This window comes from Candidatus Rokuibacteriota bacterium, assembly GCA_030647435.1.
In the GTDB taxonomy this organism is placed as follows: domain Bacteria; phylum Methylomirabilota; class Methylomirabilia; order Rokubacteriales; family CSP1-6; genus AR37.
In genome coordinates this window covers 1-23,896 of the sequence record JAUSJX010000045.1, presented here as the reverse complement: position 1 = coordinate 23,896, position 23,896 = coordinate 1, and the positions used below count along the sequence as shown (strand labels likewise).

Annotated in this window: 25 protein-coding genes; 22 read left to right on the top strand and 3 right to left on the bottom strand. The window is 64.1% G+C overall.

Annotation, left to right across the window (positions count from 1 at the left end; translation table 11 throughout):
* Positions 1-149 precede the first annotated feature (149 nt).
* The 19 genes from Q7W02_08335 (at position 150) to Q7W02_08245 (ending at position 18,035) form a co-directional block, all read left to right on the top strand.
* Positions 150-812, top strand: a complete 663-nt coding sequence (locus tag Q7W02_08335; GenBank protein MDO8476192.1) for a TetR/AcrR family transcriptional regulator — start codon at positions 150-152, stop codon at positions 810-812.
* 7 nt (positions 813-819) lie between these two features.
* Positions 820-1,287, top strand: a complete 468-nt coding sequence (locus Q7W02_08330; protein ID MDO8476191.1) for a hypothetical protein — start codon at positions 820-822, stop codon at positions 1,285-1,287.
* A gap of 5 nt (positions 1,288-1,292) precedes the next feature.
* Entirely contained in the window at positions 1,293-1,532 is a 240-nt protein-coding gene (locus Q7W02_08325) for a 4Fe-4S binding protein (GenBank protein ID MDO8476190.1), read from the top strand.
* 33 nt (positions 1,533-1,565) lie between these two features.
* Positions 1,566-2,702, top strand: a complete 1,137-nt coding sequence (locus Q7W02_08320) for a 3-methyl-2-oxobutanoate dehydrogenase subunit beta (GenBank protein ID MDO8476189.1) — start codon at positions 1,566-1,568, stop codon at positions 2,700-2,702.
* 26 nt (positions 2,703-2,728) lie between these two features.
* On the top strand, positions 2,729-3,472 hold the full coding sequence (locus tag Q7W02_08315; protein MDO8476188.1) for a thiamine pyrophosphate-dependent enzyme: 744 nt from the start codon (positions 2,729-2,731) through the stop codon (positions 3,470-3,472).
* On the top strand, positions 3,469-4,035 hold the full coding sequence (locus Q7W02_08310) for a 2-oxoacid:acceptor oxidoreductase family protein (GenBank protein ID MDO8476187.1): 567 nt from the start codon (positions 3,469-3,471) through the stop codon (positions 4,033-4,035). Before Q7W02_08315 ends, Q7W02_08310 begins: the two co-directional genes overlap by 4 nt.
* A 203-nt stretch (positions 4,036-4,238) precedes the next feature.
* Positions 4,239-5,780: a long-chain-fatty-acid--CoA ligase gene (locus Q7W02_08305; protein ID MDO8476186.1), complete on the top strand. Its 1,542-nt coding sequence runs from the start codon at positions 4,239-4,241 to the stop codon at positions 5,778-5,780.
* Positions 5,781-6,190: 410 nt separating this feature from the next.
* Entirely contained in the window at positions 6,191-6,970 is a 780-nt protein-coding gene (locus Q7W02_08300) for an SDR family oxidoreductase (protein ID MDO8476185.1), read from the top strand.
* Positions 6,971-7,042: 72 nt separating this feature from the next.
* Positions 7,043-8,536 (top strand): FAD-dependent oxidoreductase, encoded by a 1,494-nt coding sequence (locus Q7W02_08295; protein MDO8476184.1) that lies wholly within the window; start codon positions 7,043-7,045, stop codon positions 8,534-8,536.
* Between the two features lie 28 nt (positions 8,537-8,564).
* Positions 8,565-9,335 carry an SDR family NAD(P)-dependent oxidoreductase gene (locus tag Q7W02_08290; protein ID MDO8476183.1) on the top strand — a complete coding sequence of 257 codons (771 nt, stop codon included), beginning with the start codon at positions 8,565-8,567 and terminating at the stop codon, positions 9,333-9,335.
* 128 nt (positions 9,336-9,463) lie between these two features.
* Complete coding sequence (locus Q7W02_08285; GenBank protein MDO8476182.1) at positions 9,464-10,390, top strand: dihydrodipicolinate synthase family protein; 927 nt, start codon at positions 9,464-9,466, stop codon at positions 10,388-10,390.
* 104 nt (positions 10,391-10,494) lie between these two features.
* Complete coding sequence (locus Q7W02_08280) at positions 10,495-11,793, top strand: ABC transporter substrate-binding protein (protein MDO8476181.1); 1,299 nt, start codon at positions 10,495-10,497, stop codon at positions 11,791-11,793.
* Positions 11,794-12,004: 211 nt separating this feature from the next.
* Positions 12,005-12,880 (top strand): branched-chain amino acid ABC transporter permease, encoded by an 876-nt coding sequence (locus Q7W02_08275; protein ID MDO8476180.1) that lies wholly within the window; start codon positions 12,005-12,007, stop codon positions 12,878-12,880.
* A gap of 53 nt (positions 12,881-12,933) precedes the next feature.
* Positions 12,934-13,953, top strand: coding sequence for a branched-chain amino acid ABC transporter permease (locus Q7W02_08270; protein ID MDO8476179.1), 1,020 nt, complete (start codon positions 12,934-12,936; stop codon positions 13,951-13,953).
* 9 nt (positions 13,954-13,962) lie between these two features.
* Positions 13,963-14,688, top strand: a complete 726-nt coding sequence (locus Q7W02_08265) for an ABC transporter ATP-binding protein (GenBank protein MDO8476178.1) — start codon at positions 13,963-13,965, stop codon at positions 14,686-14,688.
* Positions 14,681-15,379 (top strand): ABC transporter ATP-binding protein, encoded by a 699-nt coding sequence (locus Q7W02_08260; protein MDO8476177.1) that lies wholly within the window; start codon positions 14,681-14,683, stop codon positions 15,377-15,379. The genes Q7W02_08265 and Q7W02_08260 overlap by 8 nt, the downstream gene beginning before the upstream one ends.
* 319 nt (positions 15,380-15,698) lie before the next feature.
* The gene (locus tag Q7W02_08255) at positions 15,699-15,965 is read left to right on the top strand and encodes a hypothetical protein (protein MDO8476176.1); all 267 of its coding nucleotides are present in this window, start codon (positions 15,699-15,701) and stop codon (positions 15,963-15,965) included.
* 820 nt (positions 15,966-16,785) lie between these two features.
* Entirely contained in the window at positions 16,786-17,178 is a 393-nt protein-coding gene (locus Q7W02_08250; GenBank protein MDO8476175.1) for a hypothetical protein, read from the top strand.
* Positions 17,178-18,035: an alpha/beta hydrolase gene (locus tag Q7W02_08245; protein ID MDO8476174.1), complete on the top strand. Its 858-nt coding sequence runs from the start codon at positions 17,178-17,180 to the stop codon at positions 18,033-18,035. Before Q7W02_08250 ends, Q7W02_08245 begins: the two co-directional genes overlap by 1 nt.
* 413 nt (positions 18,036-18,448) lie before the next feature.
* Here the strand turns inward: Q7W02_08245 and Q7W02_08240 are convergent, their stop codons facing one another.
* From Q7W02_08240 to Q7W02_08230, 3 genes are all read right to left on the bottom strand, one after another.
* The gene (locus Q7W02_08240; protein MDO8476173.1) at positions 18,449-19,741 is read right to left on the bottom strand and encodes a DUF362 domain-containing protein; all 1,293 of its coding nucleotides are present in this window, start codon (positions 19,739-19,741) and stop codon (positions 18,449-18,451) included.
* Positions 19,742-20,393: 652 nt separating this feature from the next.
* A complete protein-coding gene (locus Q7W02_08235) occupies positions 20,394-21,584 on the bottom strand; it encodes an acyl-CoA dehydrogenase family protein (protein MDO8476172.1) in 1,191 nt (396 codons plus the stop codon).
* Between the two features lie 19 nt (positions 21,585-21,603).
* The gene (locus Q7W02_08230) at positions 21,604-21,741 is read right to left on the bottom strand and encodes a hypothetical protein (GenBank protein ID MDO8476171.1); all 138 of its coding nucleotides are present in this window, start codon (positions 21,739-21,741) and stop codon (positions 21,604-21,606) included.
* A 493-nt stretch (positions 21,742-22,234) separates the two neighbouring features.
* Between Q7W02_08230 and Q7W02_08225 the strand changes: the two genes are divergently transcribed.
* The 3 genes from Q7W02_08225 (at position 22,235) to Q7W02_08215 (ending at position 23,655) form a co-directional block, all read left to right on the top strand.
* Entirely contained in the window at positions 22,235-22,558 is a 324-nt protein-coding gene (locus tag Q7W02_08225; protein MDO8476170.1) for a C-GCAxxG-C-C family protein, read from the top strand.
* Positions 22,559-22,630: 72 nt separating this feature from the next.
* A complete protein-coding gene (locus tag Q7W02_08220) occupies positions 22,631-23,053 on the top strand; it encodes a hypothetical protein (protein ID MDO8476169.1) in 423 nt (140 codons plus the stop codon).
* A 71-nt stretch (positions 23,054-23,124) separates the two neighbouring features.
* Positions 23,125-23,655: a superoxide dismutase family protein gene (locus Q7W02_08215; GenBank protein ID MDO8476168.1), complete on the top strand. Its 531-nt coding sequence runs from the start codon at positions 23,125-23,127 to the stop codon at positions 23,653-23,655.
* Positions 23,656-23,896 lie beyond the last annotated feature (241 nt).

The window sequence follows — 23,896 nt, the reverse complement described above, 5'->3', positions numbered from 1 at the left end:
GTCCCTGGCTGTGATGTAGACTCTCTCTCTGCCTGGTACAAAAGGTCGGTCAGGCCACCTTCTTGACAAGAGCGGGTTCGGATGATATCGGTCTTTACTGATCGGTAAGTAACTTGCGGATGGGCCCTCAACGTGATGGCGGACCAGTCATGCCGAGAACGCGATCGAAACGCCCGAGGAGCCGAAGCCGGCGGCCGCTGACGCGCGAGCGGATCATCCGCGTCGCCTCCGAGGTGTTTCGACAGCGCGGCTACCACGGCGCGACGCTCGACGACATTGCGAAGCTGCTCCGCGTGACGAAACCGGCGCTCTACTACCACATCCGGACCAAGGAGGAGCTCCTCACTGAGATCTACGTTGAGGTGGTGGACATCGCAATCCGGCGCCTCACCGAGGTCATCAACTCCGATCTACCGATCGCCGAGAAGTTCGCGAAGGTTCTCGAGACCAACATCCTGACGGTCGCCGAGTACCTGCCGATCTTCACGGTGTTCTTTCAGGAAAAGCGCGAACTCTCAGCCGAAAAGCACCAACGGGTGAACGCCAAGAAGCTTCTTTACACCGAGCTCACCGAGAAGCTGTATCACGAGGGTGTCGCGGCGGGCGTGTTCCGGGACGTCGATCCAAAGCTTGCGACCTTTTCGCTCTTCGGTATGGGGAACTGGATCTACCAGTGGTTCAACCCGGCCGGGCGGCTGTCCTCGCGAGACGTTGCCCAGATCATGGGCGACTTGGCCGCCCACGGCTACCTCCTGAGAGGCCACGCTGGGGTCGCACCCCTTCCGCCGGGACCTCCGGCCGGCCAGGAGTGATTCATTGGTGCCCGCCGAGCTGACCGAGTGGGCGCGCGAGATTGGCGAACGCTATCAGGAGATCGCCTTAGTCCTCCTGATGCAACCGCCCGAACGCGCCGGGAGCCTCGATACTGTCCACGTCTGTCTGGTCATGAAGGACGGCAAGAAGGAACCGTGGTTCGCGACGGGGAAGGGGATCGAAGGGCTCGCCTATGCGACGGTCCCGGGGAGGCAGGCCCGCGAACGGATCCTGACCGACGAGCGGCTCCGCGTACCCGGGCTCCAGCTCTACATGAACTTCTGCGACCCGCGGGCGCTGATGTTCACGTACCGCGACGGCGAGGAGAGGCTCGCTGGCGAGGAGATCGCGGATTTCCGCTACCGGATCCTGTACCCGAGCGCCGACCAGATTCCCCCGCTCGAGGAGTTCTTCCACCTCTGGGGAGACGCCGTGGTCGTTCCAGATTCGGTCAGAGCGCCAGGAAAGGCCTGAGAGCGATGGCGAAGACGGCAAAAGCACACGGGACGATCGTGGTCGACCCCGAACGTTGTAAGGGGTGCGATATCTGCGTCTATTTTTGCCCGCCTCAGGTATTGCGTCTGTCGAACCGACGCAACTCGCTTAACCACCGGGTGGTGGAGTTGTTCGATGAGGAACATTGCACCGGGTGTGAAATCTGCGCCAAAGTCTGTCCCGACATGGCGATTATCGAGGTGTACCAAGAAGTCGTCCGCTAGCTGGAGGAGGCTGAGATGGGCCAGAAGCTCTTTATGAATTGTAACCGGGCAATCGTCGAGGCCGCCATCCAGGCTGGATGCCGGTTCTTCACGGGCTATCCGTTCACGCCTGCGACGGAATGCCTCGAGCAGGCGAGCCACCGGTTGCCGGCCGCGGGAGGAGTGTACCTCCAGGCGGAGGCCGAAGTTTCTGCCATCAATATGTTGATGGGTGCCGCGATAGCGGGCTTCCGGTGCATGACCGCGACCTCCGGTGCTGGGTTCGCTCTGATGCAGGAAGGTGTCTCGCACATGGCCGGAATCGCTGAGGTCCCGTGTGTCATCGTCAATGTCATGCGGGGTGGGCCCGGGTTCGGCAACCTAGCTCCGACGCAGAGCGATTATCGCATGGCGACGCGTGGGGGCGGGCCCGGGGACTATCGGTGCCTGGTCTTCGGACCGGCGACGGTCCAGGAGGCGGCGGACCTCACCAAGCTCGCCTTCGCGCTGGCGGACAGGTACCGGACGCCGGCGATCATTCTATCCGACCAGATGCTGGCGGAGACCACGGAAGCGTTCGACCTGGGGGACCCGCTTCCCGAGGAGCCCGTCGAGAAGTGGTGGGCGACGACTGGATGCAAGGGGCGCGAGCCGATCTACATGGGGCGCCCGGGCAAGAATTACGGTCCGGAGGCCGAGTACCTGTCCGGCAATCTCACGCTCAACCTGATCGGCCTCGCCCGCGCCGGCCGCGATCCCGACACCTTCGAGGCGCACATGCTGCGGCTCGCCGAGAAGTACCACCGCATCGAGGCCGAAGAGGTGCGGGTCGAGACGCTCTACCTCGACGATGCCGAGCTGGCCGTCGTCGCCTTCGGCACCTCTGCGCGCCTGATTCGGCCTGCTATCGAGCGCGCCCGCTCCGAGGGGCTCCGGGTCGGCCTCATCCGGCCCATCACGCTTTGGCCCTTCCCCTCGCGCCTCATCGCCGATGCAGCCGAGCGGGTGCGTGACGTCCTGGTCGTCGAGATGAGCATGGGGCAGATGGTCGACGATGTGCGGCTCGCCGTCAACGGTCGAACGCCCGTACACCTTTTCTCGACGCTCGGCGGCGTGGTCCCGAGACCCGAGACAGTGGGTCGGGAGATCCGGCAGATTCTCGGCCTCGTCACGGCCGACAGCCGCGCCTGACGGCGCCGGCAAGAGGGAGACACGCGATGGATCAGGTCTTCAAGCAGACGACCTCCGCGGCGCTCAAGAGCCGCTACGACTACTGCGCCGGTTGCGGTCACGGGATCGCGGTCCGCCTGGTCGCCGAGGTCATCGACGAGCTCGGGCTGCGCGGGCAGACGGTAGGCATCCTGGGGGTCGGCTGCTACAGCACAAATCCCGTCACGTTCAACTTCGACTGCCAGTTCGCCCTGCACGGCCGCGCTCCCGCGATGGCGACGGCGGTGAAGCGGCTCCTCCCCGACCGGCTGGTCTTCACCATGCAGGGCGACGGGGACCTGGCCGCCATCGGCACCACGGAGATCGTCCATGCCGCCACGCGCGGCGAGCGGTTCACGGTTCTCATGTTGAACAACGCGAACTTCGGCGAGACGGGCGGACACATGGCGCCGACGACGGTGATCGGGCAGCGCACGCCGAGCACGCCGAATGGGCGCGATCCGGAGATCCACGGCTACCCGACGCGGATCACCGAAATGCTGGCCCTCCTCGACGGCGCCAAGTACGTCGCCCGGGTGGCCCTGGACAAGCCCGCCAACATCATGCGTGCGAAGGCAGCCATCAAGAAGGCGTTCGAGATCCAGCTCTCGGGGCAGGGGTTCACGATGGTCGAGGTCCTCACCGCCTGCCCGAGCGGCTGGCGGCTGACGCCGGTGGAGTCGCTCAAGTGGATGAGCGAGGTGCAGATGAAGACCTATCCGATCGGCGAGCTGAAGGTGGCCGCGTCATGAGGCACGAAATCATCGTTGGTGGGTTCGGCGGGCAGGGGATGAAGGTCATTGCCGCGCTGCTTGCCCAGGCCGTCCACGAGGCCGGCAAACACGCGACGATGTACAACATCTACGCGGCGGCCATCCGCGGCGGGCCGATCTTCTGCACGGTCATCGTCTCCGACGAGCCCATCGTCGGCGGCCCCACCACGACGTCGCCCACGGCGGTCCTGGCGATGGACGAGACCACGGTCGAGGTCTACGAGCCCGTCATCCTCCCCGGCGGCACCCTCGTGGTGAACAGCTCGCTGGTCAGGCGTCAGCCGGCGCGGGACGACATCAACGTGGTGATGGTACCGACCAACGAGATCGCCGAGGAGCTCGGCGACGTGAGGTTCACGGGCATGGTCGGGCTCGGCGCCCTGATCGCCCACACGGGGGTGGTGTCGCTCGAGGCGGTCACGAGCTGCCTGGAGAAGACGCTTCCTCCATACCGTCATCACATGATTCCGGCCAACGAGGCGGCGCTCCGGCGCGGCGCGGAGTGCAGCGGCAGTCTGACCAGGTCGGCGGCGGTGGTGTAGATGCTGGTACTGCCGTGTGTCTGAGGCTCGGCATCGTGGTGGTAGGCGCAGGCGGCTCCCTTCCTGGCGGGGGTGATCGCCGTTAACCTCCTTCCCGTGTTCTTCCCTCAGCTCAGCATGTTCGTGCCGAACCTCTTGATGCCCGCCCGGTCGGGAGGTCGGCCCCAGGGGCGTTAGTCCGTGAGCAGTCGGAGGGTACCGGTATGAACCTCGGCGAACTCATCACCCGCAATGCCCGCCGGACACCGGAGACGACGGCGGTCGTGTTTGGAGACGTCCGGCTCACCTACCGTGAGTTCAACGAACGGGTGAATCGCCTGTCGAACGCGCTGTTTGGCCTCGGGCTGCGCCAGGGCGATCGGTTCGCGATCCTAGCCGACAACTGCCACCAGTACCTCGAGGCCAACGGAGCGGCGGCCAAGACCGGGATCGGGATCGCCCCGCTGAACATCCGTTTCAAGGGGCGGGAACTCACCGAGGTCATCGAGAGCGTGGAGCCCACGCTGTTGATCTTCGGGCCCCGCTATCGTGATCTCGTGGAAGCCCACCGGAGCGAGTGGAAGTCGGTCGTCCACTACGTGGATCTCCATGGCGCGTCCCCTGTCGGTCGCCCGTACGAGGACCTCCTGCGGGGAGGGAGCGCGACGGAGCCCGCGGTCGAGGTGCCGGAGACAGCCCTCTTCTCCATTCTCTTCACGAGCGGAACCACCGGGCTGCCGAAGGGCATCATGCTGTCCCACAGGAACCTGCTCATCAACTGCGTGAACGTCATGCACGCCTACGGCGTCGACGAGCGCAGCATCAACCTCAACTTCCTGCCGATGTTCTTCTCGGCGTCGATCAACTGCACCATCTGGCCACACCTCTACGCCGGGGCCACCAACGTTATCCTCGAGAAGTTCAGCCCCCAAGTGGTCCTGGGGACGATCCAGGCGGAGCGCGCCACCTACATGGAGGTGGTGCCCACGATGATCATCTCCCTCCTCCAGTTCCCCGACATCCGGAAGTACGACCTGTCGAGCTTGAAGACCGTTGTCTATGGCTCGGCGCCCATGCCGGTCAATCGGCTGCGCGAGGCGATCGAGGTGTTCGGTGACGTCTTCGCCCAGATCTACGGGTTGACGGAGGCGACGTGCGTGTCGACCGTGCTCCGGAAGGATGAGCATCTCGTCGGGGAGGACGAGAAGAAGATCCGGCGCCTGGCCTCCTGCGGACGGGAGGGCCTGAACGTCCACCTCCGAGTGGTGCGTGAGGACGGCACCGACTGCGAGGCGGGCGAGGTCGGCGAGCTCATCATCCGCGGGGACCACGTGATGCTGGGATACTGGCGCTCGCCCGAGGCGACGGCTCAGGCCATCCGGAACGGCTGGCTTCACTCCGGCGATCTGGTCACGCGGGACGAGGACGGGTACGTCTACATCGTCGACCGGAAGAAGGACATCATCATCAGCGGCGGGATCAACATCTCCTCGAAGGAAGTGGAGGACATCGTCTACATGCACCCCGCTGTGCTCGAGGCGGCCGTGATCGGCGTGCCGGACGAGAAGTGGGGAGAGAGCGTGCGGGTCGTAGTGGCGCTCAAGGAGGGGGTGAAGGCCTCGGAGCAGGAGATCGTCGACTTTTGCGCCCAACATTTGGCCGGCTACAAGAAGCCGCGGTCGGTGATGTTCATCGACGCGCTGCCCCGGAACCCGACCGGCAAGGTGCAGAAGCTGGCGCTCCGGGAGAAATACGGAAGACTCTAAAGACTGTTTCATTCCCTGGGCGGGGTGCAATGAGATCCGGCCTAGCACGTTCTCACGGGAGAAATGGGCAGATTGCTTCATTGTCAAATCTACCGAACGGTCAGTAAGCTCGCCGGCAACGCTCCCGTAGCATTGGACCCGGGGCGCCACGACAACTAAAGGGGACTCACACGTGAGGGACATCGGTGGCCGCACACCTCGGACCCCCACTACGTCGTCTGCGGCACTCCGACGGAGTGCGTCGATGGTCTCATGGCGTTCGTGGACGTAGCAGTTGAGCACTTCGTGTTCATCCTGGCCTCGGCGAAGCCCGGGGCCATGCTGGACTGCATTGCCGAACATGTCCCGACCGGTCTATGGCGAGGCGAAGAGTGTCGGGCCTGCGTGCACATCGGAGACAGAGGCAGCCAATGACGGGGTCCCAGATAGGGCGGCTGGCCGGTAAGGTGTGCGTAATCACGGGGGCGGGTTCTGGCATTGGACGCGCGGCGGCGCGGCTGTTCGCGACGGAAGGTGGCAAGGTGGTAGTGGTGGACATCGGCCTCAGCGCGGCTGGCGAGACGGTGAACCTGATCTCGGAGGCGGGTGGAGAAGCCACGGCGGCCGAGGCGGATGTGAGTGATGCCGGGAGCGTGCGGGGCATGCTCACGGTGGCGGTCGACACTTATGGCCGGGTCGACGTGCTGGTGAACAACGCGGGCTACGGATTTGCCGGCACGGTGGAAGCGACGGAGGAATCCGACTGGGACCGACTGATGGCCGTGGACTTGAAGAGTGTGTATCTGGGGTGCAAGTACGTCATCCCGATGATGCGCCGCCAGGGTGGTGGGGTGATCATCAATACCGCGTCAGTCGTGGCCCTCGTGGGGATCGAAAACCGAGCTGCCTACTGCGCCGCGAAGGGCGGCGTGGCCGCGCTGACGAGGGCGATGGCGCTGGATCACGTACGAGATGGTATCCGTATCAACTGCGTCGCGCCGGGCACTGTCGACACACCGTACTTTGCGGGGATTTTCGCCAGCAGCGTGGATCCGGCGTCGCTCCGGGGACAGCTCGAGGCACGGCATCCCATGGGGCGCCTGGCTCGGCCGGAGGAGATCGCATATTCGATGCTTTATCTGGCCTCGGATGAATCATCGTTTTGCACCGGCTCGATGCTCGTGGTTGACGGGGGAATGAGCGCGCGCTGAGGCCGTTTGGACGGACGCTGTTGAAATAGGGGGAAGAGGATGAATTCGACAGATCGGCTCGATGCGGACGTCGTGGTCGTGGGCGGGGGCGGCGCGGGGCTGGCCGCGGCGATCGAGGCGGCGCACGCGGGCGCCAGCGTGATCGTTCTCGAGAAAAATCCGGAGCTCGGCGGCACCACGCGTTTGTCCGTGGGGTCGGTATCGGCCTGCTGCACACCGCATCAGCGGCGAAAAGGGGTCCAGGATTCTCCCCAGGAGTTTTTCGAGGACATGGGGCTCTTCAATCGGCAGCATGGACTGGATGACAGCCGGGACAACTTGGAACTGCGGCGGCTCGCCGCAGAGAAATCGCCGAGAACGATTGAGTGGCTCATGCAAATGGGCGTGGAATTCTTCGGTCCAATGCCCGAGCCGCCCAACCGGCATCCGCGGATGCACAACGTGCTACCCAATGCCTATGCATACATCTACCACCTGGCTCGGCACGCGCGGCGGCTTGGGGTCAAGTTCATGCTTGGGGCTCGCGCGGAGCGACTTCTCCGGGCCCATGACCGTGTTACCGGAGTGATGGTTCAGACGGCCAGCGGCGGAATGCTTGAGATCATGGCGCGTCGAGCGGTCATCCTCGCGTCCGGGGATTACAGCTCGAACCTGGAGATGAAGAAGAGCTACATGTCCCCCCAACTGGCGGAGATCGAAGGCATCAACCCCACGAGCACGGGAGATGGTCACTCGATGGCGCTGGACGTCGGGGCTCAGGTTCTCAACGGCGATCTGTGCCTTGGACCCGAGATTCGTTTCGTGGCACCGCCCCGGAAGCGGCTTGTCTCCCTCCTCCCGCCCTTTGCGCCCCTCGCCAAGGCCATGAATGCGGTCGCCAGCCGGCTCCCCGCGCGCTGGCTGCGGCCGATCATCCTCTCCTTTCTGACGACCTACCTGGCCCCGTCGCCGAAGCTCTTCGAGGAGGGCGCCATCCTAGTGAACCGAGAGGGACGCCGATTTGTCGATGAGCTCACGCGGCCGGCCCCGGCGATTTCAAGGCAGCCTGACCGCGTGGCCTACATCGTCTTCGACGATCGCGTGGCCCGGCGGTTTTCCGAATGGCCGTACTTCATTTCCACTGCGCCGGGCATTGCCTACGCCTTCCTGGCGGACTACCGCCGGAACCGCCGAGACGTGTACGCCCAGGCTTCGACGGTGGACGGCTTGGCGCGGGTCCTTGGCATGCCGACTCCATCGCTTGCACGGACGGTGTCCGATTACAACGGCCTGGTCGATCAAGGGAAGCCGGACACCACATTCGGTCGTGCCATCCTCGGGCCGGGGCTCAAGGTTCCGCCGTTTTATGCGCTCGGCCCGGCCAAGGCCTGGATCGTCGTTACGGACGGCGGCTTGGCTATAACGACGCGGATGGAAGTGCTGGGCCAGAATGGACAGGTGATCCCCGGCCTCTACGCTGCAGGCTCCGCCGGGCAGGGGGGCCTGCTTTTAGAGGCCCACGGCATGCGTCTCTGCTGGGCGTTTACTTCGGGCCGCCTCGCCGGCATGACTGCGGCCGCGGGTTAGCACGAAACTCACTTCGAGGGAGCGTTGTGTGTACGGACTGAACGGAAAGACCGCACTGATCACAGGCGCCGGTTCGGGAATCGGCCGAGCCATCGCGGTTCGCCTCGCTCAGGAGGGGTGCACGATCGCCGTGCTGGATGTCGATGAACAAGGCGCTGAGGAGACCGCTGCTCTGGTACGTGGGCAGGGTGGAAAGAGTATGGTCGTGCCATGCGACGTCAGCATGAGTGCGGATGTCCAGCGCGGTGTTGGCGAGATCCTGCACGCGTTTGAGGAGATTCACATCCTTGTCAACAACGCCGGCATCATTCGCGTCGCCCCCTTGCTGGAGATGCCTCCCGCGGACTGGAATCTTGTCTTCCGCATCAACGTGGACGGCGTCTTCAACTGCTGCCAGGCGGTCGCTCCCCGGATGGTGGCGCGGCGCCAAGGGCGGATCATCAATATCGCGTCCTGGTTCGGCAAGGTCGGCAGGCCCAATTACGGGGCGTACTGCGCGTCCAAGTTCGCGGTAATCGGAGTCACGCAGTCTCTGGCGCAAGAACTCGCGCCGTTTAACGTTACCGTAAATGCCGTCTGTCCGGGGACGGTGATGAATACCGGAATTCGGGCCTATGCCGACGAAAGGTCTCGCAACTACGGGTTACCGACCGCCAAGGACCGGGAGGCGAGCATACCCCTGGGGCGTCTATCTCAGCCTGACGACCCGGCGCGCATTGTCGCCTTCCTGGCATCCGAGGAAGCAGCGTACATGACCGGACAGGCCATCAATATCACCGGGGGTCTTTGGATGCACTGAGGGGATCGGAGGGCAGTCAGATGGTGGGCACCTCGCCGGGACACGTCGGCGGGAGACAGCGGCGAAGAGGGAGACGGGTGTAGCAACGGGACAGGCACCGCGAACGAGCGTGTGTGAAGGAGGAGACCATGCGAGAGGGGCTGAGCTTTTCCGGGGTGATGCCAGCCAACCTGCTTCCGTTCAAGTCCGATTACTCCATCGATGAGACGGACTACCGACGCCATCTCCGATGGCTGGCCGACGTACCCGGTGTCACCGGCATTGTGGTCAACGGCCATGCGGCAGAGGTGTCCTCGCTGTCGCGGGAAGAGCGGCGACGGGCGCTGGCCATCGCGGTGGAGGAGGTGGGGAAGCGCCTGCCATTGATCGCGGGAATCTACACGGACAGCACCTTCGAGGCGGTAGAACTGGCGAAGGACGCACAGGCTGAGGGGGCGCGGGGCGTTCTGATCTTTCCACCGACGCTGTTCATGTGGGGCGGCCAACTTCGGCCCGAGATGGTATTTCGCCACTTCGCGCTGGTCGCCGAAGCGGTGGACTTGCCAATGGTCGTGTTTCAGTATCCGATCGCCTCAGGCATCGGCTATTCTCCTGAGACGCTCACCCAGCTGATTGAGATCCCGCAGATCGCGGCAGTGAAGGAATGGAGCAATGATATCGTAGCGTTCGAGCGGAATCTCCGCGCCATCCGCTCGGCCGGACGGCCCGTGGCCGTGCTGTCGAGCTTCACGATGTCCCTCCTCGCCAGTTTCCTCCTTGGTGCTGACGGCGCCATCTCCGGGATGGGGAGCGTGGCGGCCGATCTGCAGGCGGAGTTGTTCGCCCACGTCCAGCAAGGGGATTTGGAGGCAGCGCGAAAGGTCAACGACCGCCTGGATCCACTTGTCCGGGTGTTCTACGCTCCGCCTTTCCTGGATATGCACAATCGAATGAAGGAGGCGCTCGCGCTCCTGGGGCGCATCAGCCGGGCGGTGGTGCGCCCGCCGCTGCAACCCATCAGCGACGCGGAACGGAACCGAATTCGGGCGGCGCTGGCGGCGGCGGGGCTCGTGTGAGGCAGTGCCGAAGTCGGGGAGGTGAAGAAGGTGTCGCGCGAAGGGTGTGGCAACGCCAGACGGCATCGATGACCAGGAACGGATCCAAAAAAAGGAGGGTAGACATGACCAAGTTTAAGGGCAGAACGATTCAAGGTGTCGGCATGGGACTCGTGATGGTGGCGGCGTTACTCGTCGGCGCCGGCATCCCTCAGGCGAGGGCACAGTCCCTGGATAAAAAGGTCATCAAGATAGGCGTGGCGGCCGCCCTGAAGCAGCCGTTTGGCCAGGCATCTGTGCGAGGGGCGACAATGGCAGCAAAGGAGATCAACGACGCGGGAGGCGTGCTGGGTGCCAAGATCGAGCTAGTGCAGGCGGACACGGAAGCGACGGCACCCAAGGCGACGGAAGCCATCGAGCGTCTCTATTACAGCGACAAAGTGGATACCATCGTCGGGGCATACTCGAGCGAAGAGGCGACAGCCTTTCAGCAGGAAGCAGCGAAGTTGAAGCTTATCATGCTCTTCCACGGCACCACCCACATTCTCGATAACAACTTCAAAGCGGAGCCTGGAAAGTACAAGTACTACTGGAACTATATCGTGTCCGACGTGCAGTATCGAGACTACGTTCGAGATCGTCAGCTGGGTCTGCTGGTGGACGCCCTCAAGAAGCAACTGGGCCTCTCCAAGATCAACGTCGCTGTCATCACGGATGCCGCGCTGTGGACGGAACTGATGCATCCGGGCTTTCAGGAGGCGGTGAAGGCGCGGCCGGACGCCGAGCTTGTCTACGTCGGGAAGATCTCGCGCGACGCGATAGATTTCACCACCGAACTCACGGAGATGCGGAAGAAGAACGTGCAGCTGGTGCTCTGCGCGACCGGCTACTCGGCCGGCTATTCGTTGATGAAGCAGGCCTCCGACCTCAAAGTGCCCGCTTTGTTTGCCGGCATGATCACTCTGTCGTGGAGCACGAGCGACTTCATCAAGGCAGTCGGCGCCGATGCGGCTACCTACACGGTAAGCCTCGGCTTCGGGACGATGGCGACCACGCCGCACACCGTGAAGCTGCTACAGGACTACGCGCGCATCTATGGCGGGGCGCCGCACTTGGATGTCGGCCCGACGTATAACGGCGTCAAGGCGTACGCCAAGGCGGTGCAGTTGGCCCGAAGCCTGGACAAGGACAAGGTCGCGGAAGCGCTGAAGAAGGTCCGCCTGTCGGAGAGCGAGGCCTGGGGCGTGAAGGAGTTCCGGTTCGACGAGAACCAGCGCGTCCTCGTGTCCCCAAAGGACGGGCTGATCATTTACAGCTACCAATACCGTCCAGGGGGAACGGTCGTTCTCTTTGATCCGCCCGAGTATAAGGGCGGGGACCTGATTATCCCGCCGCACATGCTGGAGGCGTGGAAGCGGAAGTAGCGCGCCACGGGGACCGGAGCGAGTCTCGTGGGGCGACCTACGCGAACGGGGGCACGGCCGTGAGTGGGAGGCGGGCCTTGAGGCACAACAGTTGGCGCGATAGCGTCGCACTAGTCGCACTATATGACGCGCACATAGGGACGATGCGAACCGCGGTGCCACCTCGCCCGCCGAGCCCATCACGGCTATGCCCCCGCCGCCGGAGACAAAGGTGAACGTAATCGTGAACGGGATGCTGCTGGGGTTGGGCTACTGTCTCATGGCTGTGGGCATGTCCCTCATCCTCGGCGTGGCCAAGGTATTCGATCTGGTCTATGCGAGCTATTACGCGATTGCCGCCTACATGGTAGTGGCGCTGATCCCAGTTCTGGTGCCGGCGGTCCCGATATGGCTGGTGTTTGTGATTGCTGCCTTTGCGGCGGTGGTCGTCGCGCTTGCCACCCACTACTTTTTGATTCTGCCCATTCGGAAGGAACCGACTTCGGTCCTGGTGTCAACCCTTGCCGTGGCGCTGGTCGTGCAGGAGCTCCTGATTTTCAAAGAGGGAGCCGCACCTGTGTATATGCCGACGGTGCTGAAAGGCGCCATGCCCATATTTGGGATCTGGGTGGTCAACGCGAAGCTTTTGGTGGCAGCAGTCACCATCAGCGTGATGGCATTGCTTTGGCTGTTCCTGACCCGGACACGACTCGGGCTCGCCATCCGCGCCACGGCCGAACAGCCGGAGGCGATGCAACTGGCCGGGGGGAATGTCCGCCTGATCTGGCTCGTGGCGGCCTCGTTGGCAGCGGTGGTCGCCGCGATCGCGAGTCTGCTCCTCGGTTCCAGTTACCCGCCCCATCCTTACATGTGGCTCGATCTGTTGGTGATCGCCTTTGCTGTGATGGTGCTCGGTGGCATGGGAAATATCTGGGCGTGCCTGCCCGCGGGCCTGATCTTGGGGATCAGCGAGGCGGCATTCACGGCGTACGTCCCGTCCGGCGGGATCGTAAAGCGTTCAGTGGGGCTGATCATCATCCTGCTCGTATTGGTGTTCAAGCCGACCGGCCTCTTCGGCGTGAAGGGATGGGAGGAGCAACCGACGTGACGCGGGCTCATTGGCGTATGATCTCGGCGTGCTGCGGGTAAGGAGAACGCTTGATGCGGAACGTCATCGGGTCATCCGAAGAGCTGGATGCCAAGGCGGCGTCCGTCCGCAGGAAATCCCCAACGAAGGAGGGCCAGCGGGTTGTGGGATCCTTGTCGGAGTTAGGGAGGCGGGGGGCGGTATACTTCATAGTTTTGCTGTTTTTCCTGCTCGAGCTGGCATTGCCGCTCGTGGTCGAAGATAAATGGACATTGCGGACCATCATGTTCGCCAACATTTTCGTTATCTATGCGGTTAGCTACGACCTGCTGGCGGGCTACACTGGACTCATAAGCTTTGGGCATTCGCTATTTTTCGGCGGGGCCGGATACGTGTCAGGGCTCTTGAGCCTCAACCTAGGGGTGCCGCTGCTAGCGTCTATGGGGGTCGCGTGGGCGGCGTCACTGGTGGCCGCGCTAGGAGTGGGTTTCATCTGTCTCCGTCTCAAGGGGCCATACCTCGCGGTCGTCACCCTGGTGTTCCCGCTAGTCGCGGCCAATATCGTTCACCTCTCGCCCCGCTACCTGGGCGGTGATGACGGCATCGCCGGATTTGCGCAGCTGGCGTCGGGATCCTTCTACGCACAATTCTATATCGTCCTCCTCGTCACGCTCGGGGCGACCCTGGTAGTCCTGCGGCTGGCGCGAGGCGATCTCGGGCTCATCCTGAAAACAGTCAGGGAGGATGAGTTCGGCGCCGAGGCGTCCGGCGTGAACACGACGAAATATAAGGTGCTGGTCTTCGTTATCAGCGGAGGGTTCGCTGGCCTGGCCGGAACCCTGTTCACCCACATTATGGGGTCTGTCGGGCCGACCACGCTCTCCCTGCATTATTCGATCCTCCCGGTGATCATGATGTCGCTGGGGGGGGCGTCGTCAATCGTGGGAGCGATGATGGGAGCGTACGTCATCACGCTGATGGACCTGTATCTCCAGGCGTTGCCGTACCTGCGTGTGCTCATCTATGCGGCCATCATCATCGTCGTGCTTCGGTTTTTCCCGGGTGGGCTGATGGCCGTCGTAAGAAAAACCTAGGAGATGACCATGGCGACCGTCCTGGAGGTTCGAGGACTGACAAAGCGATTCGGCGGATTGATGGCCGTGAAGGATCTCTCCTTTTCGGTGGACGAAGGCCGGGTTCTTGGCATTGTGGGGCCGAATGGGTCCGGGAAGACCACGACCTTCAACTTGATCACCGGATTCATCAAGCCGGATTCGGGACGCGTGGTATTCGATGGCCGAGACATCACCCACCTCAAGCCGTACCAGATCGTGGACGGAGGAATCGCGCGGACATTCCAGATTGTCCGGGTCTTTCGTGGCCTATCCGTGTACGAAAATGTGAGAGCCGCCGCATTGCTCCGAACGAGCCGTGGTGACGCATTGGAGGATCGGATCACTCAAGTGTTGACTGTTGTCGGCCTGGCGGGCAAAGAAGGGCAGCGAGCGGGAAGCCTGCCGATCGGAGACCTTAAGCGCTTGGAGATCAGCCGGGCGTTAGCTACGAACCCCCGCTTGGTGATGTTGGACGAACCATTCAGCGGGCTTAGTCATGCTGAGGTGAGTGAGATCTCCGGGCTTCTGCGGAATCTGATCAACCGCGGATTGACGGTCGTCATCGTGGAGCACGTGCTCCGGGAACTGAGGAGGCTGGCCGAGCAGGTTATCGTCCTGGATTTCGGCGTGAAGATTGCCGAAGGCAAATTCGACCAAGTGATCGAGCTGCCAGTAGTGCGAGAAGCGTACCTTGGAGGGGCGACGGGTGCTTGAGATAGAGTCGCTCACGGTTCGGTACGGCGCGGCGTATGGGGTCGAAGGCGTGTCTGTCAACGTGCGAGAAGGGGAGTTCGTGGCCATGATCGGCCCGAATGGAGCGGGCAAGACCACGTTGTTGCGAGCGATATCGGGTCTGGTACCCATCAGCTCAGGGAGAGTCAGCTTGAACGGACGGCGCGTTGAAAGGCTCGACCCCTGGAGGATCGCCCGCCTAGGAATTATCCACGTGCCTGAAGGACGGAAACTCGTGGGAACGGCCTCGGTACTCGACAATCTCAAGTTGGGCGCGTATGTGCAGTGGGGAGAGCTCCGGGCTCGATTGCCGCTGGTGTACGAGATGTTCCCAGTGCTGCGGGAGCGGGCGAAGCAACAGGCGAGGACCTTGAGTGGCGGAGAGCAGCAAATGGTGGCGATCGGACGGGCCTTGATGGGGGGACCCAAGGTGCTATTGCTGGACGAGGTTACCTTCGGGCTGGCACCACGACTGGTCCACCTGCTGCGCGGCAAGCTGAAGGAGCTTCATGAGCTGGGGATCAGCATCCTGCTGGCAGAGCAGAACGCGGAGCTGGCGCTGACGTTGGCCCAGCGCTGCTATGTTCTTGAGCACGGGAGCGTTGTCAGGGAAGGCCCGGCCGCGGAACTCAGGGCCGACCCTGGGGTGCGGGCAAGCTACCTCGGACTCTAGCTGCGGCAGAAGTAGCGACCAGGACCTGTGCCGAGCCACCGGATCTCACGCGCGGCTCACCGGCTTTCGTCTGAGAAACGCAGTGGCGACTTTGACTCATTCTTGCCTCTTTTCGGTTCTTGGGTCCCTGGGGCACAGAAGACGATTCTGAACGTCAGGGAAGGTTTTTATGGCGGTCGTAGGGAAAATCGGCCGGAAAATCAGCCCGGCCCGAGCGTAGCCATCTGGACGGGTATGGGCAAGGGCAAACGGGTGAGGGCCTCTGCTACACTACGGGCTAATTTCCGACGACGGCCCGAAGAGCGCGTTCGAGCTGGCGATGGAACGCCTCCGGCAGAAGGACACGGAGGCCAGCATCGATGATCGCCCACTCACCGACGCGCAGAAAGCCGCCATCGACGAGGCCCGCCAGTTCTACAAAGCGAAGGTCGCCGAGCGCGAGATCCTCCACCAAGCCGCGCTTCGCAACGCCGGTACCCACGAGGAGATCGAACGGCTGAACGAGGATCTACGGCACGACAAGGAAAGGCTGGCGAATGATCGCGACCGTAAGATCGCCGAGATCAGGAGAGAAGAGTCCTCGTAGGCGCAGCACCCTTCACCCGTGTTCAGCGACCTGGTGCGCGCGATTTTGAAGCCGCAAGCAGCTAAGATCAAGAATTATTCCAGTAGGTCGTGGGCACCGTGTAGCATTCAGCGTTGCGGGCCCCCGCAACAACGCAAGATGAACCATCTCAGCTTTCCGAATGCGCGATCGCCCGTTAGTCGGTTTGTTGGGGACGAGGGTCCTGAGCGCCCCGGGGAGGGAACTCCAGGCGCGTGGGATTGCTGCCCAATTGGGATGAACACAGGGTCACTCAGCGGCACTATGCCTCAGGCCAAAGCTCAAGTTGGTGCGAGCTTAGCGCATCCAGTATCATCGGAGTGTGATCCGGGTTTGGTCTCTTAATCAGCGGGTCGGAGGTTCGAGTCCTCCACGGCCCACCACTTGAATCGGCCACTTCCGGCACATCGGGGGTGGCCGATGCCGTTTTTGCTACCACTCTAGTCGTCTAGGCGATTGACTGCCGCTTTGTTTCCCATCGGCCCGACCCGCGCGTTGAGCGGCGCGGCGCAGCACAGTGGGCACGAAGTACTTGCCGGACCCTCGACCCTTCTTGGGATCGTTCGCAACCGGACCGTTGTGAACACAGGCGGTAGGTGATCTGCCCCCCGGGGGCGCCGGCGTCCGGGTCTGGGGGCTTACGTCATGGTGACGGGGGCCAAGCAACGGGGGAGTGATGCCGGAGGGCGTTCATGTTGCCTATCCTCTCGGATGCGTCCGACCTCGACGGGGCAATCACCGTCTCGGCGATCGGGATCGCCGCCATGGTAAAATTAGACCCTTTCCGGGAGGGGACACCACGATGCAGCTCTCCGACCCGACACGGCTCCAATCCAGCATCGACGCGGATCCCGAGTTCCGCATGGCCGCGCGCTACTGGAATGCCACGCTCAGCCTCGAATCGCCGTCGTGCGCCCTTCGCATCGAGATTGCGGACGGCCGGGTCGCGAGCTGCCGGGAGAGCGCGCCCGGCCAGCCGGCCACGATCACCGTCGTCGCGCCGGACGACGGCTGGGCGCAGTTTCTCGCCGCGGTGCCGCGGCCGTTCTACCAGGACCTGCTCGGGGGCTGCGTGCAGCATCACGGGTTCCAGGTTGTCGGAGACATGCTCTCGCTGAGCGCGTACTACCAGGCCGCCGCGCGGCTTTTCGCCGTGATGCGCACGCTTCGCGCCTCCACCGGAGAGGGACGCTGATGGCTCGCTTCGATGCTGCCACCGGCCGCTACGTGTACCTCGCGATCGACGGGGTGGAGTACCGCGTCTACTTCGAGGAGGCGGGCGCGGGGATCCCGCTCCTGCTCCAGCACACCGCGGGCGCCGACGGCCGTCAGTGGCGCCACTTGCTCGAGGACGCCGACGTCGGCCGGCACTTCCGGATGATCGCGTACGACCTTCCGTACCACGCGAAGTCGGTGCCGCCGGCCGCCGTCGAGTGGTGGACGGAGGAATACCGGCTGACGCGGGACTTCTTCATGAAGGTGCCCGTCACGCTGGCCGCCGAGCTCGCGCTCGACCGCCCGGTGTTCATGGGTTGCTCGATCGGCGGCCACCTGGCCGCCGACCTCGCCTGCTACCATCCCGGCGTCTTCCGCGCGGCCATCGGCCTGGAAGGGTCCCTCTGCACGCCCGCTCGCCGCGACCTCTCGTTCCTCCACCATCCGCGCATCAGCAACGAGTACCGGGCCGGCCTCATGTACGGCATCACGGCACCCCAGAGCCCGGAGGCCTTCCGCCGCGAGACCGCGTGGGTCTACTCCCAGGGAGCGCCCGGGGTCTTCAAGGGCGACCTCCACTACTACAACGTCGATCACGACCTCACGGGCCTCGCCGCCAACATCGACACCACGAAGACACCGCTCTACGTCCTCACCGGCGAGTACGACTGGTCGAGCACGCCGGCGATGGGCCAGGCGCTGGCGGCAGCGGTACGCGGCGCGACCTTCCGCGCCATGCCCGGTCTCGGGCACTTCCCCATGTGCGAGAACCCCGCCCGCTTCCGCGAGCACATCCTTCCCGTGCTCGACGAGATCCGGACCCGCCCTTCGGACTGATTGTCGCGCCGGCGCCCGCTCCCGCCTCGACTACCTGTCGGCCCACACGTCCTGCATCCGACCGAAGTTGAAGATGTTGTGGTGGGGCACGAGCCCCTTCACGTGGGGCCTGTGTGAAGTAGTCGAGGCGGTGGGCGAGAGTGGGCCGGGCCGCGGCCTTCTCGAGTTTTCGGGAATCAATCAATGATCGTGCGAACGAGCGGTGGGTCGAGCCGAGCGATCGAAGACATAGACCGGTCGTGAATGCGCGGTGGAGCAAGGACTGGAACAGATGATCGGCTTGCGCAAGCGCGATCTCGATGCCGCGGTTCATGGACAGGGAGTACTGCGAGGCGGCTCCCGTGAGGCGCAGCAGGCCGCCGATGACGACCGGTCCGGCCGCCGCGCTGGAGGAAGTGGTGCTTCGTCCGGCATCACCGGCCGGGGTTGACCCGGCCCAGGTCCACTTCGTCTTCTCGCAGAAAGCCCTTGCCGTCGTAACGGTCGTAGGGGAAGGGCGAGAACTTGGCGAACTTGTCGCGGAATCGCAACCCGACCGGGCGCGAATCAGGCGAAAATGCGAAGTCCTCCGGCTTTCCCTGGACGACCTCTACCAGGTCGTACTGCCTGCTTCCCAGCCCGATGATCTCGCCGGTGACAAGCTGGATCTCTTCGCTGACACCTGGTGCTCGGGAAGAGCACGCCTCGAACTTGCGCTCGCCCGCGTCCAGCACCCCCTTCTCGGCAGCCGTGGAGCCGGAGATCCCGATGGCGCCGGTCGCCTTGTCGATGCATGCCTTGTCAATCGCCACCGGGTCATAGCTGGCGAAGACGCCCAGATTCGGGACAATGGGCATGTCGCTGAAACCCTGACAGTCACATCCAGGCGTGAGATCCAGAGCCAGGTTGATGAACGCGACCTTCCCCTTGCCCACGGCCTTGATGGTCGCGAGGCAGGCATCGGCAATGGCAGCATTGGCTGCTTCCTGATTGGCGTTGTGCACCTCCAGGACACCGCAACTGGTCATGGGACCCATGCAGGCGCGGCAGGTGGGGCAGTTCTCCTGATCCCATTCGATGGACTTGTCCCTGACGTGTACGAGGCCGTAAGGGCAGATGTCTTCCAGCCATTTCCCGCCGTTTCCGCCATTGAGGCCCGCGAGCTTCTCCGGGTGAAGCGTCGCCGCCCCGGTGAAGCCATAACGTGGATGGCCACCCATGTGGACGTTGAATTTGCCTCGCTTGGACTGTGCGCCGATGCCGAGGTTCTTGATGGCTCCTCCGATGACGCCCATGGCGTGGCCCTTGAAATGGGTCAACGTGATGAGGACGTCGGCCGCGGCGATGGCAGTGGCAATGAAAGCCTCCTTGAGGATGTACCCTTCCGGAAGGTCGACCCGGTAATCGTCGGTCCCCATGAATCCATCGGCGCAGATGAACGGGCACCCCAGAACGGCGGGACTGTATCCGTTGCGCTCGGCCGTGGTGAGGAAGTCCAGTTCGGTGACGCGGCTGGCGTAGGGGCTGTACGGCAGCGTCGTGGTGTCGCACACGAAGGGTCTTCCGCCCAGGCTCTTGACCCGGTCCGCCAGGGCCCGAGCGTACACGGGGCGCAGATAGCCGGTGTTGTTCCACTCTCCGCAGTGGGTCTTGATAGCCACCACGTCCTTCGGCTTGATCAGCTTGTCGAAACCGGCCGCGTCGAACACGGCCAGCAGCTTGGGCACCAGGCCCGTCTCGAGCGATGCGCTCCGGGCATTCATGTAATACACAGTGGAAGCCATGGCCCCTCCTTTTGGTTAGCGCTCAGTCCAGATTTCCCGTTCCGGCCTTCCGATCGTCACGACGAGCTTCAGCGGCGCGATCTCGCGGTAATCTCCTCGAAGACCGGCATGAGCGATCGCCATCTATTCGCCATTCATGATGAGATCGTCACGGTCCCGAAAAAGCCAGTGGTTGCGGTCACCTCCTCGGCGGCTGAGACAGGCAGACGCGTGGCCGCACGAGGAGACTATGCGCCGAGATGGTGGGCCCTCAATAGTGCGATTGGTGCATTCTCGTGAGACGATCGCGCTACGAGCGGCGGCGGCGCCTGGCAACGCCCGATGGGCCGGCCCTGGGGGCCGCCGCGTCCGCGAACAGGCGTTATGTTATCTACGCACTCTCGCGAATGATTTCGACCTGCTACAGATCAGCGATCTGGATCACCATCCAAGCTGACTCCAAATACCGCTTCAGTGCTCCCACAGCCAGATCCTCACCCACCATCGCCACTAGAGCCGCAGCATGCCCGATGCTGCGAGCAGGGCACTCATCAAAGAATCGTAGCGTCGCAACAGGATCCACCCTCACCGTGGTCATGGCGGCTCCCCTTCCGGGTCAGTCCTTCGGCAGCCCGAGCACGCGCTCGGCGAGGATGTTCCGCATGATCTCGGAGGTGCCGCCCTGGATGGTGTTCCCGCGCGAGCGCAGGGCCCGGTACTGCCACCGCCCGTCCTCGGGCGTCCACTCGCTGCCCGCCCCGAGCGTGGCGTAGGCGCCCTGCATCTCCAGTGCGAGCTCCGCTACCTTCTGCCATGTCTCGCTGAAGAACAGCTTGGAGGCCGAGCCCTCCGGTCCCGCCGGCTCGCCCCTCAGCAGCCGGGTGAGGATGCGCAGGTTCGCGTATCGCAGGGTCTCCGTGTCGATGTACAGCTGGGCCAGGCGCTGGCGGATGAGGGGGTCACCGGCAGCGGACCGCCCGGCGCGGGTAGGCGTGCGCGCCTGCGCGAGCAGCTCGGCGAGGCCCTGGCGCAGGATGAGTTGGCGCGTGAGGGTCCGGGGTCCGCGCTCGAACATGAGCGTTGTGATGGCCACCTTCCACCCGTCGTGCTCCTGCCCCAGCACGCCGTCCGCCGGCACCTCCACGCCGTCCAGAAACACCTCGCTGAACTCGGCGTCGCCGCTCATCTGGCGCAGCGGCCGCACCGTGAAGCCGGGGCTCTTCATGTCCACCAGGAAGTAGGTCAGCCCTCGGTGGCGGGCCGCGCTGGGGTCCGTGCGCGCCAGGATCGTGCACCAGTTGGCGTAGTGCGCGAAGGACGTCCAGACCTTCTGCCCGGTGATGCGGTAGGCCCCCTCCCTGCGCTCGGCCCGGGTCTGGAGCGAGGCCAGGTCGCTGCCCGCGCCCGGCTCGGAGAAGCCCTGGCAGAAGACGTGCTCGGCGGCCAGGATGCGGGGCAGGTGGAAGCGCTTCTGCGCCTCCGTGCCGTGGACCATGATGGCGGGGCCGGCCATGTCCAGGCCGATCGCGTTCGCGAGCTCGGGCGCCCGCGCCCGTGCCAGCTCCTCGTAGAAGATCGCCTGCTCCATGACGGTGGCGCCGCGGCCGCCGTAGGCGATTGGCCAGTGCAGTCCCACGTATCCGGCCGCGTGCAACCGTCGCTGCCAGTCGATGAGGAATTCCGCACGCGCCTCGGGGCTGCCCAGAGCCTGCCGGGTCTTTTCCCAGTCCCGCGGGCAGTGCGCCTCGAGCCAGGCCCTGAGCCCGTCGCGGAACGCCTCCTCCGTGGGGGACAGCTTGAAGTCCATGGCGTCTCCTTGAGGCTGTCTAGTCTCGCGTCCTCATCTCCGCTTCCGCTTTCTCCAGCCAGTACGTCCTGCCGAGCTCGGCCGCGCGCCCCAGCTCCACCGCCGCGGGGCCGTTCGAGTAGCGGCCGAGGCTTGCGTATCGTCGTTTGAACTTCATCGTCGTCTTCCTGTCAGATTATTGGTCGTCGCGTCGCCGGAGCCGCAGGGTTAGTATGGCCGCACTGTAGCGATGAGCGTGTGACCCGTCAAGGAAGCGAGGCCTCCATGAAGGTCCATCTCCCGTACGGCGGACGACGATCGAGGCCGAGCTGCCCGAGAACACCCGGCTTCTCTCCAACGTCGAGCAAGCCCGCCTGCCCCCGCTGGCTCCCGGCCACGGTTCGTCTGCGCGGTGACAGCCGCCGTCTCCGAGAACGGGCTTTGCTCAGAAAATCGGCGTGTAAGTACCCGATTTTCATGTGGCAGGGTGGGCCAGTGGCCCATGTTCGTTTATGTTGACTACGCGCCAGATTTCCCGAGGGGGAAAGCCGATGACGACGGCGGATCTCAATCCTGCGCAGCAGCTGATGGCGCAGGGCTACTACTGATCGGAGGCGGTCCTGCTGGCCGTGTGCCGGCACCTGGGAATCGAGTAGGAGGTCGTTCCCGGCATCGCCACCGCCTTCGGCGGAGGCATCGGTGGAACCGGGTCAGTGTGCGGAGCCCTGGCCGGGGCGGTCATGGCCATCGGCCTGCGGCACGGGCGGCGCGATCCGGCGGAGCGCGATGCCAAGGCCTATGCCTTGACGCAGGAACTGCGCCGTCGCTTCGAGGCCGCCATGGGCCACGTGGACTGCCGAGACCTGACGGGAATGGACCTCGGCACGCGGGAAGGCGTCAAGCGATTCTACGCCTCGGACGTGCCCCGGACCGTCTGCATGCCCGCGGTGGGCGTCGCCTACCAGACCGTGGTGGAGCTGCTGCAAGCGCCCTGAGGCAAACGATGAGAGCCGCCGTGGCGCAGATGAGGGCAAGACGGCGAAAGGACGGCCACTGAGGAGGTGACCATGGACAAGGAAGATCTCTGGGAGCGGTTCCAGACGCACATGGGCTACACGGACGCGGAGATGGCCGTCTTCCGGTCGGATCCGCTGAAGGTGAAGATGGTGACCGAGAGCCCCGAGTTCGTGACGTCCCGCATCGTCGCCGAGGTGATCGAGTCCCACGGGTGCCACGCCCATCACACCGTGGGGCAGACGTTCGTCATGGACGGCAATGGCCAGATGATCACCCGGGAGTGCCCGGAGAAGATGTGCATCTTCGCCCTGGCCGCCCTCGAGAGCCCGGTGAACCAGATCTACGAGCGCTTCATCGCCCACTCGGACCCGAACAACGAGCGGACCGCGGTGGTGCAGTGCTCGGACGTGGGGCTCGACAAGGGAGGGTGGGGCAAGATCCTCATGAAGGTCTCCGTGGAGCGCGTGAAGTAGAATCCGCCAGGGCGATGCGTGATTACAAGACACGACCCCGATACCCGATACCAGTGACCACCTTGAGGAGCGTGGCCTGGATCGTCGCGCTGGCGCTCTCCCTGAGCGCGTGCAGCATGCCCTACATCCCGGGCGTGACCTCGGGCCCTCCCGTTGCCGGCGTGACGCTCAAGGATTCCAGCGGCCGCGTGGTGGGGAGCGCCGTGCTTCTACAGGGAGATGACGGAGTCCGTATTCTGCTCGATCTCAAGGGTGTCACGCCGGGCATCAAAGCCGTCCACATCCACGAGGTGGGACGATGTGATGCGCCGAACTTCGACTCCGCTGGCGCCCACTTCAACCCGAAGAAGGCCGAGCACGGCACCGAGAACCCGCGCGGGCCTCACGCGGGCGATCTCCCCAACATCACCGTGGACGCCACAGGCTATGGCCACCTCGAGGTCACCGATCCCCGCGTGACCCTCAAACCCGGGTCGGCGTCGCTGCTCGATGGCGGGAGGACCGCCCTTGTCGTGCATGAGGGCCCCGATGACATGCGGACCGATCCGGCCGGCAACAGCGGCCGCCGCATCGCGTGCGGGGTCATCGAGCGCGGCGGCTAGGGCCGGCGGGTGATAGGCCACGGCCTTCCAGCCGTCCTTGCACAGGCAGATGTGGACCTGCGCGTCGACGATCATTGCAGAACCTCGGCGCCCTTGCCGACTTCCAGCTCGCAGGCGTTCACCGTCATCGACAGCATGCTGTAATAGCCGATCGCCCCCGTGAGCTGGATGAGTCCGTCATCGCCGAGCCGTGTCCGGAGCGCCTTGAACGTCGCGTCGTCAACCCGATGCTTGCGGATGA